Origin of the sequence: Myxococcus sp. MISCRS1, from assembly GCF_026626605.1 — a bacterium.
Taxonomy (GTDB): domain Bacteria; phylum Myxococcota; class Myxococcia; order Myxococcales; family Myxococcaceae; genus Myxococcus; species Myxococcus fulvus.
The window spans coordinates 3,438,506-3,456,876 of record NZ_JAPNKB010000001.1 but is presented as its reverse complement, the minus strand read 5'-3'; the positions used below and the strand labels follow the sequence as shown (position 1 = coordinate 3,456,876).

Sequence of the window (18,371 nt, the reverse complement as noted above, 5' to 3'; positions counted from 1 at the left end):
ACATGTCCGCGAATGAGTCGAAGCCCGCGAGCCCCCGTGCTCGCAGGCCGCCCCCCGTGGTGCCGGTCCGCCGCGAGGGCGCGCCGCCGCTCTCCTTCGCCCAGCGCCGCATGTGGTTCCTCTCGCGGCTGGACCCCTCGGGCTTCGCCTACAACGCGCCGTTCTTCTCGCGGCTGAAGGGCCGGCTGGACGTGGCCGCGCTGGAGCGGGCGCTGACGGAGGTGGTGCGCCGGCACGAGGCGCTGCGGACCACCTTCGCCGAGGTCGCGGGCGAGCCGGTGCAGCACATCTCGCCCGAGGCGACGGTGACGCTGCACGCGGAGCGGGTGCAAGGGGAGGAGGAGGCGCGTCGGCACGCGGAGGAGGAGGCGAGGCGTCCGTTCGACCTGGGCACCGGACCGATGCTGCGCGCCCGGCTCCTGCGGCTGGGCGAAGAAGACCACGTGCTGCTGCTGACCCTGCACCACATCGCGTGCGACGGGTGGTCGCTGTCGCTGCTGGAGCGCGAGCTTCGCGAGCTGTACGGCGCGCTCGTCGAGGGGCGCGAGCCCGCGCTGCCGGCGCTGACGGTGCAGTACGCGGACCACGCGGCGTGGCAGCGGGAGTGGTTGACGGGCGAGGTGCTGGAGACGCAGCTCGCGTGGTGGCGCGAGCACCTGGCGGGAGTCTCGCCAGCGCTCGAGCTGCCCACGGACAGGCCGAGGCCCGCGGTGCAGTCGACGCAAGGCGCGGTGCTGGGCGTGCCGCTGCCCGCGGAGCTGATGCGGGCGCTGCACGAGCGGTGCAAGCAGGAGTCGGTGACGCCGTTCATGTGGCTGCTCGCGAGCCTGCAGGTGCTGCTGTCGCGGCACAGCGGCCAGCCGGACGTGGTGGTGGGCACGCCCATCGCGGGGCGCACGCGGCGCGAGGTGGAGGGGCTCATCGGGTTCTTCGCCAACACGCTCGCGCTGCGCACGGACGTGGATGGGGGCGAGTCCTTCAAGTCGCTGCTCGCGCGGGTGCGCCGCTCGTGCCTGGGGGCGTATCAGCACCAGGACGTGCCCTTCGAGCGACTGGTGGACGCGCTGCGGCCGGTGCGTGACCTGAGCCGCTCGCCGCTGTTCCAGGTGCTGCTCGTCCTGCAGAGCGCGCCGCCGCTGGTGCGACTGCCGGGGCTGGAGTCGCGCGACGCGGACTTCGAGCCCGGCGTGGCCAAGTTCGACCTCACGCTCTTCGTGCGCGAGACGCCGGACGGCTGGATGGGGTTGTGGGAGTACAGCACCGCGCTCTTCGACGAGGCGACGGTGCGCAGGCTCGCGGGGCACTTCGTCCGCTTCCTGCAGGGCGTGGTGGGCAACCCGGAAGCTCGGGTGGGAATGGTGCCGCTCCTGGATGACGAGGAGCGGGGGGCGGTGGTGCGGGAGTGGCACTGGAGGCAGGAGTACCGGTCTCCCTCCTGGTTGCTGCATCGGCGTGTGGAAGCACAGGTGGCGCGCACGCCGCACGCGGTGGCGGTGACGGATGGACGCGAGTCGTTGACGTACGCGCGATTCGAGGCGCGGGCCAATCAGCTCGCGCACCACCTGCGGACGCTGGGGGTGCTCCCGGGTGACGTGGTGGGTCTGTGCTTGGAGCGGGACAGCCTGGACCTGCCCGTGGCGGTGCTGGCGACGTTGAAGGCGGGCGCTGCGTGCATGCCCCTGGATGCGAGCTACCCACGGGAGCGACTGGCCCGGATGCTCGAGGACGTGGGCGCGCCGGTGGTGCTGGCGCACTCGTCGCTGGAGGCCGTGCTTCCTCCGGAGGGTGCATCGCGTCGGGTGCGATTGGATGAGCAGGCCGAGCGAATCGCCGAGGCGTCCACGCTGGCGCCCGCGTGGGTGCTGTCTCCCGTCACGCCCTGCTACGTCCTCTTCACGTCCGGGAGCACGGGCCGGCCCAAGGGCGTGACGATGTCCCACGGCGCGCTGGACACGCTGGTGCGCTGGCAGCTCGAGAGCACGGCGGCGCCGCGCGCGCGGACGTTGCAGTTCAGCGCGTTGAGCTTCGACGTGTCGTTCCAGGAGATGCTGTGCACGTGGTGCGAGGGCGGGACGCTGGTGCTCGTCTCGGCCACGACGCGGCAGGACCCGGCCCTGTTGCTCGCGCACATGCGGGAGCATGGCGTGGAGCGGCTCTTCCTGCCGTACGTCGCGCTCCAGTCACTGGCCGAGCGAGCCCGGCACGAGCCGGCGCTCCCTCCGTTGAGGCAGGTGGTGACGGCGGGCGAGCCGCTGCAGGTGACGCCCGCGGTGGTGTCGTTCTTCGAGCGGCTGCCCGGGTGCGTGCTGGAGAACCAGTACGGTCCGACGGAGTCGCACGTGGTGACGGCCTGGAGGGCGGAGGGCCCGCCGTCGACGTGGCCCGCGCTCCCTCCAGTGGGAAAGCCCATCACGCTCGCGAAGGTGTTCGTGTTGGATGCGTTCGGAGAGCCGTGCCCCATCGGCGTCACGGGGGAGCTGTACCTGGGAGAGCCGAGCCTCGCGCACGGTTACTGGGGACGTCCGGAGCTGACGGCGGAGCGCTTCGTCCCCAATGCGGTGCAGGGCGGCCGGGACGGGAGGCGCCTGTACCGCACGGGTGACCGGGGACGGTGGCTCGCGGACGGGAACCTGGAGCTCCAGGGGCGCTCGGACGAGCAGGTGAAGGTGCGTGGCTTCCGCGTGGAGCCCGGCGAGGTCGAGGTCGCCCTGAAGGAAGTGGAGGGCGTGGAGGACGCGGTGGTGGTGGCGCGTGTCTCCGAGCGGGGTGGGAAGCAACTGGTGGGCTATGTCGTCGCGACGGGCGCCTGGGATGCCGAGGCGCTGAAGCGTCGTCTCGCGAAGCGGCTGCCCGAGTACATGGTGCCCTCGGTGCTGGTGCCGCTGGAGGCCCTACCGCTGACGCCGAGCGGGAAGGTGAACCGCCGGGCATTGCCCCGGCTGGAGTCAGCACGAGAAGAGCCGGGTACGCGCTACGAAGCGCCGCGCACCGCGATGGAGGAGATGCTCGCGAACGTGTGGCGCGAGGTGCTGGGCGTACCGCGTGTCGGCGTGCGAGATGACTTCTTCGCGCTGGGTGGACACTCGCTGCTGGCGACGCGCGTGGTGTCGCGCCTGCGGGACGAGCTGGGCCACGACGTCCCCGTGCGACTGTTGTTCGAGGCGCCCACGGTGGAGGCGCTGGCCGAGCGACTGGGCACGACGGCGGGCGGGAGTCCGCGGCGCCCCTCGCTGACTCGCGGGGACCGACCGGTGGACCCACCGCTGTCGTTCGCGCAGCGACGGCTGTGGTTCCTCGCGCAGCTGGATGCGGGAGGACACTCGTACAACCTGCCCTTCGTCGTCCGGCTTCAGGGGGCGGTGGACGCGCGTGTCCTGGAGCAGGCCCTCACGCAGGTGGTGCGCAGACACGAGGCGCTGCGCACGAGCTTCGTGGAGGTGGGCGGAGAGCCCGTGCAGCGCATCGCCCCGAACGCGGCAATCTCCCTGTGCGTGACGTCCGTCGAGGACGCCGTCGACGTGGAGGCGGCGGTGCATGAGCAGGTGGTTCGCGAGGTCCAGTCGCCCTTCGATGTGACGCGAGGCCCGCTGCTCCGGGCGAGCCTGTTGAGGGCGGGCCGGGACGAGCAGGTGCTGGTGGTGGTGCTGCACCATCTGGTGGCGGATGGCTGGTCGCTCGGCGTGCTTACGCGGGAGCTGGAGTCGCTGTACGTCGGGGCGGAGCTGCCTGTGCTGCCGGTGCAGTACGCGGACTATTCGGCGTGGCAGCAGGACTGGTTGAAGGGCGAGGTGGAGTCCGCGCAGCTCGCGTGGTGGGGCGAGGCGTTGAAGGGCGCGCCGCCAGTGTTGGAGCTGCCCACGGACAGGCCGAGGCCGCCGGTGCAGGGCTACCGGGGCGCGAGCGTGCCAGTGCGGCTGTCCGCGGAGCTGAGCGAGTCCCTGCGACAGCTGGGGCGGCGCGAAGGTTCGACGCTGTACATGACGCTGCTGGCGGGCTTCCAGGTGCTGCTGGCGCGCTACAGCGGACAGTGGGACGTGGTGGTGGGTTCACCGGTGTCGGGTCGCACGGCGAGGGAGACGGAGGGCCTCATGGGCTTCTTCGTCAACACGCTGGCCCTGCGGGGGCAGCCGGATGCGGCGCGCTCCTTCGAGGTGTTCCTGCGTCAGACGAAGGAGTCGGTGCTCGGGGCGCTCGCGCACCAGGACGTGCCCTTCGAGCGACTGGTGGAGCACCTTCGTCCGGAGCGGGACCTGAGCCGCTCGCCGCTGTTCCAGGTGCTCTTCACGTTGCAGGACGCCGCGCCGCTGTTGTCGTTGCCCGGTGTCACCGCGAGCCCCTGGGACTTCGCGAGCACCATCGCCAAGTTCGACCTGGAGTTGTTGCTGGTCGATGCCCCCGGCGCGAGCGTCGAGGGCCAGTTCATCTACAACGCGGACCTCTTCGATTCGTCCACGGTGCAGCGAATCGCCGCGTGTTTCCTGGAGCTGTTGTCGAGCCTGTCCGCCCGTCCCCAGGCTCGACTGTCGACGCTGCCCCTGCTGCCCGCGGAGGACCGTGCGCGACTGTTGGTCGAGTGGAACCAGACGGCGGTCGAGTTCCCGCGTGAGGCGTGTGTCCACCACCTCTTCGAGGAGCAGGTGGCGCTGCGCCCCGACGCGGTGGCGCTGGAGTTCGGTGACGAGCGGCTCACCTATCGGGAGCTGGAGGCACGAGCCAATCAGCTCGCCTGGGCCTTGAGGGCGCGCGGCGTCGGCGTGGACGTGCTGGTGGCGGTGTGTCTGGACCGCTCGGTGGAGCTCATCGTGTCGCTGCTGGCCATCCTCAAGGCCGGTGGCGCGTACGTGCCGCTCGACCCCAGCTACCCGGCGAAGCGACTGGAGCAGATGCTGGAGGACTCGGCGCCGCGGTTGCTCATCACCACCCGGGTCCTCCTGGAGCAGCTGCCTCGGGAGGGACGTCCCGAGCTGATGTTGCTGGAGGAGGAGCGGCTGGACGGACAGCCGACGACGGCGCCGCGCATGCCGGTGTCGGGACGCAATCTGGCGTACGTGGACTTCACGTCCGGGAGCACGGGCCGTCCCAAGGGCGTGGCGGTGGAGCACCGGGGCGTGCTGCGGCTCTTGTACGGCGCGCCCTACGCGAAGCTGGGACCGGAGGAGACGTTCCTGCTCATCGCGCCCATCTCCTTCGACGCGTCGACGTTGGAGGTCTGGGGTCCCTTGTGTCTCGGCGGAAGGTTGGTGGTCTTCCCGCCGCGCTCTCCGAGTGACCTGGACCTCCTGTCCGAGGTGCTCCGACGTCACTCGGTGACGCTGCTGCATCTGACGTCGGGCTTGTTCAGCCAGATGGTGGAGCTGGGCTTGGAGGGGCTGAAGACGGTGCGTCAGCTCCTGACGGGCGGCGACGTGGTGTCCGCGCCGCACGTGAGGCGCTCGCTGGAGGAGCTGTGCATCCCGGTGACGGCCTGCTACGGGCCCACGGAGAGCACGCTCTTCACCTCGACGCATCGGATGACGCGGGTGGAGGACGTGGGGACGTCGGTGCCCATCGGCCGGCCCATCGGCAACACACAGGTCTACATCCTGGACGAAGGGATGGAACCGGTGCCCGTGGGCGTGGCGGGAGAGCTGTTCATCGGTGGCGATGGACTGGCCCGAGGCTATCTGCGCCAGCCCGACGTGACGGCGGACCGCTTCATCCCGAATCCCTTCAGCGCGGCGCCGGGAGAGCGCCTCTACCGCACGGGGGACCTGGCGCGGTGGCGCCCGGACGGGGTGCTGGAGTTCCTGGGGCGACGCGACAGCCAGGTGAAGGTGCGGGGCTATCGCATCGAGCTGGCCGAGGTGGAGGCGGCGCTGCTCGCGCATCCCTCGGTGAAGGAGGGGCTGGTGGTGGTGCGGGACGGAGCCGGCGGCAAGCGGCTGGTCGCGTACTACGTCGAGCAGCAAGGGCCCGAGACGCTGAAGGTGCGTGAGTGGCTGAAGCAGAAGCTGCCCGAGTTCATGGTGCCCTCGGCCTTCGTGCGACTGCAGGCGTTGCCGCTGACGGCCAACGGGAAGGTGGACCGCAGGGCCTTGCCGTCGCCGGACCAGGAGGGGCCGGGCATCGAGGAGGTGCAGAGTCCTCGGACGGTGATGGAGTCACTGGTCGCGCGCATCTGGACACCGCTGCTCGGCGTGGCGCGGGTCGGCGTGAAGGACGACTTCTTCGCGTTGGGGGGCCACTCGCTGCTGGCGACGCGCGTGGTGTCGCGACTGCGGGAGGCACTGGGGCGTGACGTGCCGGTGCGGTGGTTGTTCGAGACGTCCACGGTGGAGGCGCTGGCTGAGCGACTGGAGGGGCTGACGGCGCGAGGCTCCGGTGCGAGCCTCTCCGTGCCGTCGCGCGTGCCGAGGCTCGCGGGGATGCCGCTGTCGTTCGCGCAGCAGCGTCTGTGGTTCCTGGGGAAACTCGACGCGGGCGGGTATTCGTACAACCTGCCGTTCGTCGTGGGCCTGAGTGGCCCGCTGGACGTGGAGTTGTTGGAGCGGTCGCTCGCGGAGGTCGTGCGGCGACACGAGTCGCTGAGGACGACATTCGAGGAGGTGGAGGGACAGCCGGTGCAGCGCATCGCCTCCGAGGCGGTGGTGCGGCTCGCGGTGGCCTCCGTGCAGGGCGAGCTGCGTGACGCGGTGGAGAAGCGCGCGCGCGAGCCGTTCGACCTGGGCGCGGGGCCGCTGCTGCGGGCGACGCTGTTGAAGTCGAGCGAGCGTGAGCACGTGCTGGTGCTGGTGGTGCACCACATCGTGGCGGACGGCTGGTCGATGGGGGTGCTCGCGAAGGAGCTGGAGTCGCTCTACGGCGTGAGCGCTGAGCCGCTGCCGGAGCTGCCGGTGCAGTACGCGGACTACGCGGTCTGGCAGCGCGAGCGGTTGCAGGGCGAGGTGCTGGAGGAACAGCTGTCCTGGTGGAGGGCGAGGCTGACAGGAGCGCCCGAGGTGTTGGAGGTGCCGACGGACCGGCCGAGGCCCGCGGTGCAGCGCTACCGAGGGGCGACGGTGGAGGTGGGCCTGCCCTCCGAGCTGAGTGAGAAGCTGAAGCGCCTGAGCCGACAGGAGGGCGCGACGCTGTACATGACGCTGCTGGCGGGCTTCCAGGTCTTGCTGGCTCGCTACAGCGGACAGTGGGACGTGGTGGTGGGCTCGCCGGTGTCGGGCCGCACGGTGAAGGAAGTCGAAGGGCTCATCGGCTTCTTCGTGAACACGCTGGTGGTGCGCACGGAGGCGGCGGAGGAGCTGACGTTCCGGGAGATGTTGGGACGGGTGAAGGAGTCGGTGCTCGGTGCGTTCGGTCACCAGGAGGTGCCGTTCGAGAAGCTGGTGGAGGCGCTGCAGGCGACGCGTGACACGAGTCGGGCTCCGTTGGTCCAGGTGGCCTTCGGATTGAACGGGCCGGCGCGGCTGCCCGCGTTGAGAGGCCTGAAGGCGTCGGAGGTGAAGTACGAGCCCGGGATGGCGAAGTTCGACTTCGCGCTCTCCGTCCGGGAGGACGCGGAGGAGCTCACGGGCTTCTGGGAGCTGAACACGGACCTGTTCGAGGTCTCCACCGTGGAGCGGATGGCCGCGCACTATCAGCAGGTGCTGGAGGCGGCCGTGGCGGACCCCGAGGCGCGAGTGGGGACGCTGCCCCTGTCGGGACATCGCGAGGTGCCGGAGAAGGTGGACGTGGCGCGCATCCAGGCGCGTCGGCTCGAGCGTGTGGCGCGCGACTCCGTGCCCGAGGGTTTCATCGCGCCTCGGACAGGCTTCGAGGAACTGGTGGCGGGCGTCTGGGCGCCGCTGCTGGGCGTGAAGCATGTGAGCGCGGAGGCCCACTTCTTCGAGCAGGGCGGGCACTCGCTGCTGGTGATGCAGGTGGCCTCTCGGCTGCGTGACGTGCTCGGGCGAGACGTCCCCGTGCGGACGCTCTTCGAGAACCCCACGGTGTCCTCGCTCGCGAGGAGCCTGGAGACCCTGGTCCGTGGAGGGCCTGGAGCGGAGCGTTCCGCGCTGCTGCCCGTGCCGCGCATCGGCGCCTTGCCGCAGTCGTTCGCGCAGCAGCGCCTGTGGTTCCTGGACCGCCTGGAGCCCGACAGCCCGCTCTACAACATCCCGCTCGCGCTGCGACTCGAAGGCGCGCTCGAGGTCAGTGCCTTGGAGCGTGCCTTCGAGTCGCTGGTCCGCCGCCACGAGTCCTTGAGGACGACCTTCCATCAGGAAGGGCAGGGCGCGGTCCAGTCCATCCAGGCCGCGGGCCCCGTGGCGCTGCCCGTGGTGGACCTGGGCGGCGTGTCCGGGGTTCGTCGTGAGCAGGAGGCGCTGCGGCTGGCCGTCGAGGAAGGACGTCGCCCGTTCGACCTGGGCAGGGGACCGCTGCTGCGAGCGACGTTGTTGAAGCTGGGCGAGCACGAGCACGTATTGGTGCTGGTGGTGCACCACATCGTGGCGGACGGCTGGTCGATGGGGGTGCTCACGAAGGAGCTGGAGGCGCTCTACGGCGCGCATGTGAGAGGCGAGGCCGCGACGTTGCCAGGGCTGCCGGTGCAGTACGCGGACTACGCCGTCTGGCAGCGAGAGTGGTTGCGGGGGGAGGTGTTGGAGGAGCAGCTGTCCTGGTGGAGGGCGAGGTTGGCTGGAGCACCGGAGGCGCTGGAGGTGCCGACGGACCGTCCGAGACCGAAGGTTCAGAGCTACCGAGGCGCGAGCGCTCCGGTGCGATTCTCGCGGGAGCTGAGCGACAAGCTGAAGCGCCTGAGCCGACAGGAGGGCGTGACGCTGTACATGACGCTGCTGGCGGGCTTCCAGGTCTTGCTGGCTCGCTACAGCGGACAGTGGGACGTGGTGGTGGGCTCGCCGATGTCGGGCCGCACGGTGAAGGAAGTCGAAGGGCTCATCGGCTTCTTCGTGAACACGCTGGTGGTGCGCACGGAGGCGGCGGAGGAGCTGACGTTCCGGGAGATGCTGGGACGGGTGAAGGACGCCGTCCTCGGAGCGCTGACGCATCAAGAGGTCCCGTTCGAGAAGCTGGTGGACGCGCTGCAGTTGAGCCGTGACCTGAGCCGCTCGCCGTTGGTGCAGGTGTCCTTCGCGCTCCAGACGGCGCCCGTGGGTGAGCTGTCCTTGCCGGGGCTCACCGCGCGCACGCTGGACCTGGGAACGAGGACCGCCAAGTTCGACCTCGCCCTGGCCCTGCGGGAGGACGAGGAGGGACTGGTCGGCGCCTGGGAGTTCAACACGGACCTGTTCAAGACGGCGACCGTGGAGCGGATGACGGCGCACCTCCTGCGCTTGCTGGACGTGGCGGCGGAGGTGCCGGAGGCGAAGCTGAATGCGCTCCCGATGCCGGGCCATCGCGAGCCGTCACGGAAGGTCACGGGCGCGCGCATCTCCGCCCGGGGCAAGGCGCAGGGCTCCCAGGCGGAAGGCTTCATCGCGCCGAGGACGGCGATGGAGACGCGGGTCGCGGAGGTCTGGGAGCCCTTGTTGGGCGTGGGGCGCATCGGCGCCGAGGACCACTTCTTCGAGAAGGGCGGCCACTCGTTGCTGGTGATGCAGGCGGCGTCCCGTCTGCGTGAGGCGCTGGGCGTCGAGGTCCCGGTGCGGATGCTGTTCGAGTCCCCCACCGTGTCCTCGCTCGCGGAGAGCCTGGAGGGATGGGTCCGAGGGGGCACGACGCCTCGAAGCCCGGTGCTCGTCCAGTCGACACGAGACGAAGCCCCGCCGCTCTCCTTCGCCCAGCAACGCCTGTGGTTCCTCGACCGGCTGGAGCCGAACAGTCCGCTCTACAACATCGCCCTCGCGTTGACGCTGGAGGGGGCGCTCGAGGTCGGAGCGTTGGAGCGCTCGTTCCAGGAACTGGTCCGGCGCCACGAGTCTCTTCGGACCACCATCCGCCAGACCGAGCAGGGCGCGGTGCAGCACATCGACCCCGCCGCCTCCATCCAGGTGTCCCGGGTGGACCTGACGGGCCTGCCCCCGGAAGAGCGAGCACGAGAAGCCCTGCGACTGGGGACCCAGGAGGAGCAGCGTCCGTTCGACCTCGTCACGGGGCCGTTGCTGCGAGTGACGCTGCTGAAGCTGAGCGAGCACGAGCACGTGCTGGTGCTGGTGGTGCACCACATCGTGGCCGACGGCTGGTCGATGGGGGTGCTCACGAAGGAGCTGGAGGCGCTCTACGGCGCGGACGTGAGAGGAGAGGCCGCGACGCTGCCGGAGCTGCCGGTGCAGTACGCCGACTACGCGGTCTGGCAGCGTGAGCGACTGAAGGGCGAGGCGCTGGAGGAGCAGCTGTCGTGGTGGAAGGAGCGGCTGACGGGAGCCCCCGAGTACCTGGAGGTCTCGACGGACCGTCCGAGGCCCGCGGTACAGAGCTTCCGCGGCGCCGCCGTGCCGGCGCGACTCTCTCCGGCCTTGAGCGAGAAGCTGAAGCACCTGAGCCGACAGGAGGGCGCGACGCTGTACATGACGCTGCTGGCGGGCTTCCAGGTGCTGCTGGCGCGCTACAGCGGACAGTGGGACGTGGTGGTGGGCTCGCCGGTGTCGGGGCGCACGGTGAAGGAGGTGGAGGGGCTCATCGGCTTCTTCGTGAACACGCTGGTGGTGAGGACGGAGGCGGCCGGAGAGCTGACGTTCCGGGAGATGTTGGGACGGGTGCGGGAGTCGGTGCTCGGCGCGTTCGGTCACCAGGAGGTCCCGTTCGAGAAGCTGGTGGATGCGTTGCAGTTGAGTCGCGACCTGAGCCGCTCGCCGTTGGTGCAGGTGTCCTTCGCGCTCCAGACGGCGCCCGTGGGTGAGCTGTCCTTGCCGGGGCTCACGCAGCGACCGTTGGACCTGGGTTCGCAGGTGGCCAAGTTCGACCTCGCCCTGGCGATGCGCGAGGACGCGGAGGGGCTGGCGGGGTACTGGGTCTTCAACACGGACCTGTTCGACCGCGCGGCCATCGAGCGCATGGCGGACCACTTCCAGGCAATCCTGGAGGCCGCGGTCGAAGTGCCGGAGACGAAGCTGAGCGAGCTTTCGATGCCGGGGCATCGCGAGGTGCCCGTGAAGCAGCCCGCGTCTCGCATCCAGGCCGAGCGCCCCAGGATTCGGGAGTCGCGTCAGATGACGGAGGGCTTCATCGCGCCGAGGACCGCGATGGAGGAACTGGTTATCGAGACGTGGGTGCCTCTGCTGGACGTGAAGCGAATCAGCGCCGAGGACAATTTCTTCGAGCGTGGTGGACACTCGTTGCTGGTGATGCAGGTGGCCTCGCGGCTGCGCAAGGTGCTGGCGCGCGACGTGCCGGTGCGCCTGCTCTTCGAGGCGCCCACGGTGTCCGCCCTCGCCGCGAAGCTGGAGTCGCTGGTGCGCGGCGGAGGCGCGACGGGGCGGCCGGAGCTCGTCCCCGTGACGCGGGTCGAGGGGATGCCGCAGTCCTTCGCGCAGCAGCGCCTGTGGTTCCTGGACCGCCTGGAGCCCGGGGGCTCGCTCTACAACATCGCCTTCGGGATGCACTTGGAGGGAGACCTCGACGTCGCGGCGCTGGAGCGCGCCTTCAACACGCTCATCCAGCGTCACGAGTCGCTGCGAACCACCTTCCAGCAGGAGGCACGGGGGGCGGTGCAGCACATCCACGCCTCCGCGGCGCTGGTTCTGCCGGTGGTGGACCTGAGTGGGCTGACGCTTGAGGCCCGCGAGCAGGAAGCCCTGCGTCTGGGCGCGGAGGACAGCCGTCGTCCGTTCGACCTGGTCACGGGCCCGCTGCTGCGCGTGACGCTGTTGAAGCTGAGCGAGCGGGAGCACGTGCTGGTGCTGGTGGTGCACCACATCGTGTCCGACGCCTGGTCCATGAGTGTGCTCGCGAAGGAGCTGGAGACGCTCTATGGCGCATACGTGAGGGGGGAGTCCGCGACGCTGCCGGAGCTGCCGGTGCAGTACGCCGACTACGCGGTCTGGCAGCGTGAGTGGTTGAAGGGTGAGGTGCTGGACGAGCAGCTGTCGTGGTGGAAGACGCGGCTGTCGGGAGCGCCGGAGTACCTGGAGGTCCCGACGGACCGCCCGAGGCCGCCGGTGCAGAGCTACCGGGGCGCGAGCGTCCCGGTGCGGTTCTCGCGGGAGCTGAGCGAGAAGTTGAAGCGCTTGAGCCAGAAGGAGGGCACGACGCTCTTCATGACGCTGCTGGCGGGGTTCCAGGTGCTGCTTGCGCGCTACACCGGACAGTGGGACGTGGTCGTGGGCTCGCCGGTGTCGGGCCGCACGGTGAAGGAGGTGGAAGGACTCATCGGCTTCTTCGTGAACACGCTGGTGCTGCGCACGGAGGCGACGGGGGCGCTGACGTTCCTGGAGCTGTTGGGGCGCGTGAAGGAGTCCGTGCTCGGTGCGTTCAGCCACCAGGAGACGCCGTTCGAGAAGCTGGTGGAGGCGCTGAGCCCGAAGCGGGACATGAGCCGCGCGCCCGTGGTCCAGGGGGTGTTCCACCTGCTGAACACGCCGTCCGGAGACCTGTCCCTGCAGGGACTCACGCAGCGTCCCCTGGACCTGGGACTGAAGGCCGCGAAGGTGGACCTGTCGCTGGGCCTGCGGGAGACGGCCGATGGAATCGACGGCCTCCTCGAGTTCGGCGCGGACCTGTACGACGTCTCGACCATGGCCCGCTTCTCCGAGCACCTGGTCCGGTTGATGGAGGCCGCGGTGGAGGCGCCGCGGACGCGCCTGTGGGACCTCCCGCTCCTGTCCGGGGCCGCGCACGGTGAGCTGCTCACCCAGCAAGGCCACGCGGAACCCTCCGAAGGCGAGTGCCTGCATCGCCTCTTCTCTGCCCAGGCCGCGCGCACGCCCGACGGCGTCGCGGTGGAGATGGACGGACAGCGGCTGTCCTACGCGGAGCTCGACCTGCGCTCCCAGGCGTTGGCGGTGTTGCTGCGCGAGCGGGGTGTGGGGCCCGACATGGTGGTGGGCCTGTGTCTGCGGCCGGGCTTCGAGTGGGTGGTGGCGATGCTCGCCATCCTCAAGGCGGGAGGCGCCTACCTGCCGCTGGACCCCGACCATCCGACGGAGCGGCTCGCTTACCTGCTGAACGACTCCGGAGTGCGGCTGCTGGTGTCCCGCTCGGAAGAGGCTTCGCGGCTCGACTACTCGGGAGACACTGTGTTGTTGGACCGGGTGGTGGTGCCGGAGGGCCGCGCGGGCGAGGTGGCGCCCGAGGTCACGGCGCGAAACCTCGCGTATGTCATCTACACGTCCGGCAGCACGGGCCGCCCGAAGGGCACGCTCCTGGAGCACCGTGGCGCGGCGAATCTGGCGCGGTCCTTCCCCACGGTGCTCGGAGGGCTGGGGCCAGGAGACCGCGTGTTGCAGTTCGCGCCCGTGAGCTTCGATGGCTCGGTGGCGGAGCTCATCCCCACGTTGTTGAACGGGGCGACGTTGTGCCTGGCGCGTCGCGAGCAGATGTCACCCGGCAGCCCGTTGACGGAGCTCCTCGCGCGGGAGCGAATCACGGTGACGATCCTCCCGCCCTCCGTGCTCGCGGTGTCCCCGGTGGTGGAGTTGCCCGCGCTTCGGGTCCTGCTCTCCGCGGGCGAGGCGTGCAACGCGGAGTTGGTGGCGCGCTGGAGCCCCGGGCGTCGCTTCGTCAACGGCTATGGCCCCACGGAAGGGACGGTGTGCGGCACCTGGGGTGAGTGCTTCGCGGGCGCCCGGCTCACGATTGGCCGGCCGTTGCACAACGTGGTCGTGAGGGTGATGGACGAGGCGGGGCACCTGGTGCCGCCCGGTGTCTGGGGTGAGCTGTATCTCGGAGGGATGGGGCTCGCGCGAGGCTACCTGGGCCGACCCGACCTGACGGCGGAGCGCTTCGTCCCGGACCCGTACGCGGACGGAGGCCGCCTGTACCGCACGGGCGACGTGGTGCGCATGCTGGAGGACGGACGGCTCGAGTACCTGCGTCGAGCCGATACCCAGGTGAAGGTGCGTGGCGTGCGCATCGAGCCGGGCGAGGCGAACGCGGCGCTCGCGACGTGCCCGGGAGTGCGGTCGTCCGTCGTCATGGGCCGCGCGGACACTCCGGGGGACATGCGACTGGTGGCCTACGTGGTGCCCGAGGAGGACGTCACGCTGACGGTGGACGTGCTGCGAGCGTGGATGAAGCGCACGCTCCCGGAGGCGCTGATTCCGTCAGCCTTCGTGCTGTTGCGCGAGCTGCCCCTCACGCCGAACGGGAAGCCGGACTGGAAGGCGCTCCCCGCGCCGGAGTCGAGTCGCCCGGAGCTCAGTGGCGGCTACGTGGCGCCCCGGGAGGGACTGGAGGCCGTGCTCGCGCGACTCATCGCGGAGGTGCTGGGGCTGGACCGCGTGGGCGCGGGAGACAACTTCTTCGACCTGGGTGGCAACTCGCTGCTGTTGCAGACGCTCCAGGTGAAGGTGGAGGCGGAGCTGTCGCGCAAGGTGCCGTTGGTGTCCCTGCTCCAGTTCCCCTCCGTGCGAACGCTGGCCGAGCACCTGTCCCCGACGCAGGAGGCGCCGAAGTCTCCGTCGACGGCGGAGAACCGGCGCGAGGGACTCCAGCGGCTCGCGCGCCAGCGGCGTCAGCGGCCGGGCTCGGATTAGGGCAGCAGCCGCGCCAGCTTCGCTCCGAGCACCTCGACGTGAGGTGCCTGGAGCATCGTGTAGTGGTCGCCAGGAGTGATGTCCACGCGCGTCGCCGCGCCCAGGTCCAGCCAGCCCAGCTCGGGGTGTGGAGGGAACCCCGGGGGCGGACGTCGGGCGCGGAAGTACTGGACCTCTCCTCCCTCCCAGCGCGGTGGCGTGTAGAGGCTCAGGGCCCGGGAGTTCGCTCGCAGCACGTCGAGCTGCCGACGCGCGTCCTCGACGGTGGCGAAGGGCGGCGCGAGACCTTGGCGCTCCGCCTCCTCCTGGAGCCTGCGGAACTGCTCCTCCACGGGGAGGTCCTCGGGCCACTTCGCGGCGGGGTCGAACATCTCCCCCGCGCGGAAGGCGAGCAGGGATATCCGGTCGGCGAGCTCGGTGGAGAAGGAGCCAGGAGGCGGCGTGTCCAACAGCGCGCACAGGGGCACGGCCTCGCCTTCGGCCGACAGGCGCCGCGCCATCTCGTAGACGATGGTGCCGCCCAGTGAGGCGCCGATGAGCAGGTAGGGGCCTGTCGGTCGGATGACTCGGAGCGCGGCGACATAGTGCGCCGCCATCTGCTCCACGGTGGTGAGGCAGGGCTCGTCGCTCTCGAGTCCCACGGCGGAGAATCCGTACACGGACCGGTCGGGCGCGAGCTGTCGGGCCAGCTCCCGATAGAAGAGCACCTGTCCGCCCGCGGCATGCACGAAGAACAGGGGGGCCTTCGAGGACGTGCCGGTCTGAAGCTGGACGACACAGTCGGGGCTCGTCTTCGGTGTCGGGCGAGCACCGCTGATGCGCTCGGCGAGTCGAGCGACGGTGGAGGCTTCCAGCACGGCCTTCAAGGGCAGCTTCGCGCCGAGGCGTTCCTGGATGCGTGCGCTCAGGCGCAAGGCGAGCAGGGAGTCGCCACCCAGCGCGAAGAAGTCATCGTGGATGCCGATGTTGTCGAGGTGGAACGTGAGGCGGAAGCACTCCAGCAGCGTGGCCTCCGTGTCGTCGCGAGGTGGCGCGGCGCGCGAACCCTCGGGCCGTGGTGGCGCGGGCCTGGGTTCTTCACGGGGCCCCACGGAGCGCGGAGTGGCCGTGACGGGTTCAATCCAGTACCGCTCGCGGTCGAAGCTGTAGCCGGGGAGGATGACACGCCGCCGCTGTTCGCCCGCTCGGAAGCGCTCCCAGTCGATGGTGATGCCCGCGAGCCACGCCTCGCCGAGTGACGCGAGCGGATGCGTCGGCTCCTCGGAGGTGTACGGCAACGTGGAGACCACGGGCTGGGTGGAGCGGCTCGGATGGCGTCGGGCGAGCGAGGACAGGGCCGTTCCGGGGCCGACCTCGATGAAGGCTCGCTCCTTGCCCGAGAGCAGCAGGTGCAGGGCCTCCGAGAAGCGCACCGTCTCTCGCAGATGCCGGCACCAGTAGTCGACGGTGACGGCCTCGCGCTCGGTGAGCCAGTCTCCGGTGAGGCTGGAGACGATGGGGAGCTTGGGCGCGCGCGGCTTGATGCGGGACACGACGCGCGCGAAGTCCGGCAGGTGCGGCTCCAACATGAACGAGTGCGCGGCCTGTCCCAGCCGGAGCCGTCGGGCCTCGATGCCTCGCGCGCCGAGCTCCGACTCGAGGGCGTCGAGCGCCTCCAGTGCGCCGGCGATGACACAATCGGAGGGTGTGTTCAGCGCGGCCACGGACAGTCGTGGATGGAGCAGCGCCTCCACCTGGGCCACGGGCGCGAGGACCGCCGTCATCCCACCGGGCGGGAGCTGCTCCATGATTCTTCCGCGCGCGGTGACGAGCTCCAGTGCCTCCTCCAGCGTGAAGACGCCCGCCACACACGCCGCCACGTACTCGCCGAGGGAGTGGCCGAGCAGCGCCTCGGGCTGGACGCCTCGGGCGAGCCACAGCTGCGCGAGCGCCCAGTCGCAGGTGAACAGCGCGGCCTGGGTCCAGAGGGGGCGTGACAGCTCTCGCGCCGCGGTGTCGTAGCGCTCGGCGGGGGCGAACATCACGTCGCGCACGTCCGCGCCGAGAGGACCTCGGAGCAGCGCCGCGCAGCGGTCGATGGCCTGTCGGAAGACGGGTTCGTCGAGCAGCTCCGCGCCCATGTTCACCCGCTGGGAGCCCGCGCCGGGGAACAGGAAGACCGCGCCACGCTTCTCCACCGGGTCGTGGCTCGTGCGTGGACGTTGTCCCGGGTCGCGCAGGCGCGCGGCCGCGTCCTTCGCGGTGCTCGCGGTGACGAAGCTCCGGTGCTCGAAGCGATGACGTCCGACCTGGAGCGTGTGTGCGATGTCCGCGAGCGCGTCCTGGGTGTGCTCCAGGTGCTCGGCCAGCTCGGTGGTCATCCGCTCCAGCGCGGCGTCGGAGCGAGCGGAGAGCAGCAGCAGCTCCGTCCCGCGGGACGCAGGTGACGCGGGACTGACAGGGGCCTCCTCGAGCACCACGTGCACGTTGGTGCCGCCCATTCCGAACGAGCTCACGCCCGCGCGGCGCGGCCCGCTGGAGCTCCACGGACGCGGCTCGGCCACGACGTAGAAGGGACTGTCGTCGAGGCCCAGGAGCGGATTGGGCCGACGGAAGTGGACCGTGGGAGGGAGCTGGCGGTGCTCCAGCGCCAGCACGGTCTTGATGAGTCCCGCCACGCCGGCCGCCGAGTCGAGGTGGCCCAGGTTGCTCTTCACCGAGCCCAGGCCGATGGAGCCCGGCGCCACGCCCTCGAACACCTGCTTGAGGGCGGTGACCTCCACCGGGTCGCCCAGTGGCGTGCCCGTGCCATGCGCTTCGACATAGGAGATGGAGCCCGGCTCGACGCCCGCGAGCGCCAGCGCATCACCGATGGCGGTGACCTGTCCGGAGACGGAGGGCGCGGTGAACCCCGCCTTGCCGCTGCCGTCGTTGTTGGCGGCCGAGCCGAGGATGACCGCGCGAATGGGGTCGCCATCCGCGAGCGCGTCCTCCAGGCGCTTGAGCAGCACCACGCCCACGCCGTTGCCCGGCACGGTGCCAGCCGCCTGGGCATCGAAGGCGCGGCAGTGTCCGTCGGGCGAGGAGATGCCACCCTCCTGCGTGGGGTAGGCGCTCAACTGCGGCGAGCGCACGGCCGTGCCACCGGCGAGCGCGAGCGTGCACTCGCCCGCGAGCAGCGACTGACACGCGAGGTGCACGGCGGTCAGCGATGTGGAGCACGCCGTCTGCACCGTCATCGCGGGGCCGGTGAGGTTGAGCTTGTAGGCCACGCGCGTCGCCAGGAAGTCGCTGTGCGTGCCGAGGACGCTCTCCGTCCAGTCGCTGGAGCGGCGCTCCATGTTGGGCAGGACGTTCGTCAGCAGATAGCTGCTGAGGGACGCACCGCCGTAGACGCCCACGTGCAGGGGCCGGGCGCGAGCGGTGTAGCCCGCGGCCTCGAGCGCCTCCCAGCAACACTCCATGAAGAGCCGCTGCTGCGGGTCCAACTGCTCGGCCTCGCGCGGTGAGTAGCCGAAGAAGCGCGCATCGAAGAGGTCCGCGCCCTCGATGACACCCGCCGCCGCGACCCACCCCTCTTCCGAGGGATGGCCGGCCCTCGCCCGCTGCTCGGCGTCCAGCACCGTGACGCTGTCGACACCCGAGATGAGGTTGGACCAGAAGCTCCGCGCGTCAGAGGCGCCCGGAAAGCGGAGCGACAACCCGATGATGGCGATGGCGGACGCGTGCTCACTCATCCCTGAAATAGAGCATGCCCCGCTCCGCGAGTTGAGCCCGCACCACGATATT

Annotated in this window: 2 protein-coding genes; one reads left to right on the top strand and one right to left on the bottom strand. The window is 70.5% G+C overall.

The window, feature by feature from the left end; genetic code table 11:
- The first annotated feature begins 2 nt into the window (after positions 1 to 2).
- Entirely contained in the window at positions 3 to 14,603 is a 14,601-nt protein-coding gene (locus OWM54_RS13225) for a non-ribosomal peptide synthetase (RefSeq protein ID WP_267697741.1), read from the top strand.
- Here the strand turns inward: OWM54_RS13225 and OWM54_RS13220 are convergent.
- Positions 14,600 to 18,319, bottom strand: coding sequence for a type I polyketide synthase (locus OWM54_RS13220; protein WP_267697740.1), 3,720 nt, complete (start codon positions 18,317 to 18,319; stop codon positions 14,600 to 14,602). The two genes, OWM54_RS13225 and OWM54_RS13220, sit on opposite strands and share 4 nt — an antisense overlap.
- Positions 18,320 to 18,371 lie beyond the last annotated feature (52 nt).

Bases quoted from the DNA above. Each gene is read 5' to 3' on its own strand.
- OWM54_RS13220 (WP_267697740.1), bottom strand. From the start codon at position 18,319: ATGAGTGAGCACGCGTCCGCCATCGCCATCATCGGGTTGTCGCTCCGC.
- OWM54_RS13225 (WP_267697741.1), top strand. From the start codon at position 3: ATGTCCGCGAATGAGTCGAAGCCCGCGAGCCCCCGTGCTCGCAGGCCG.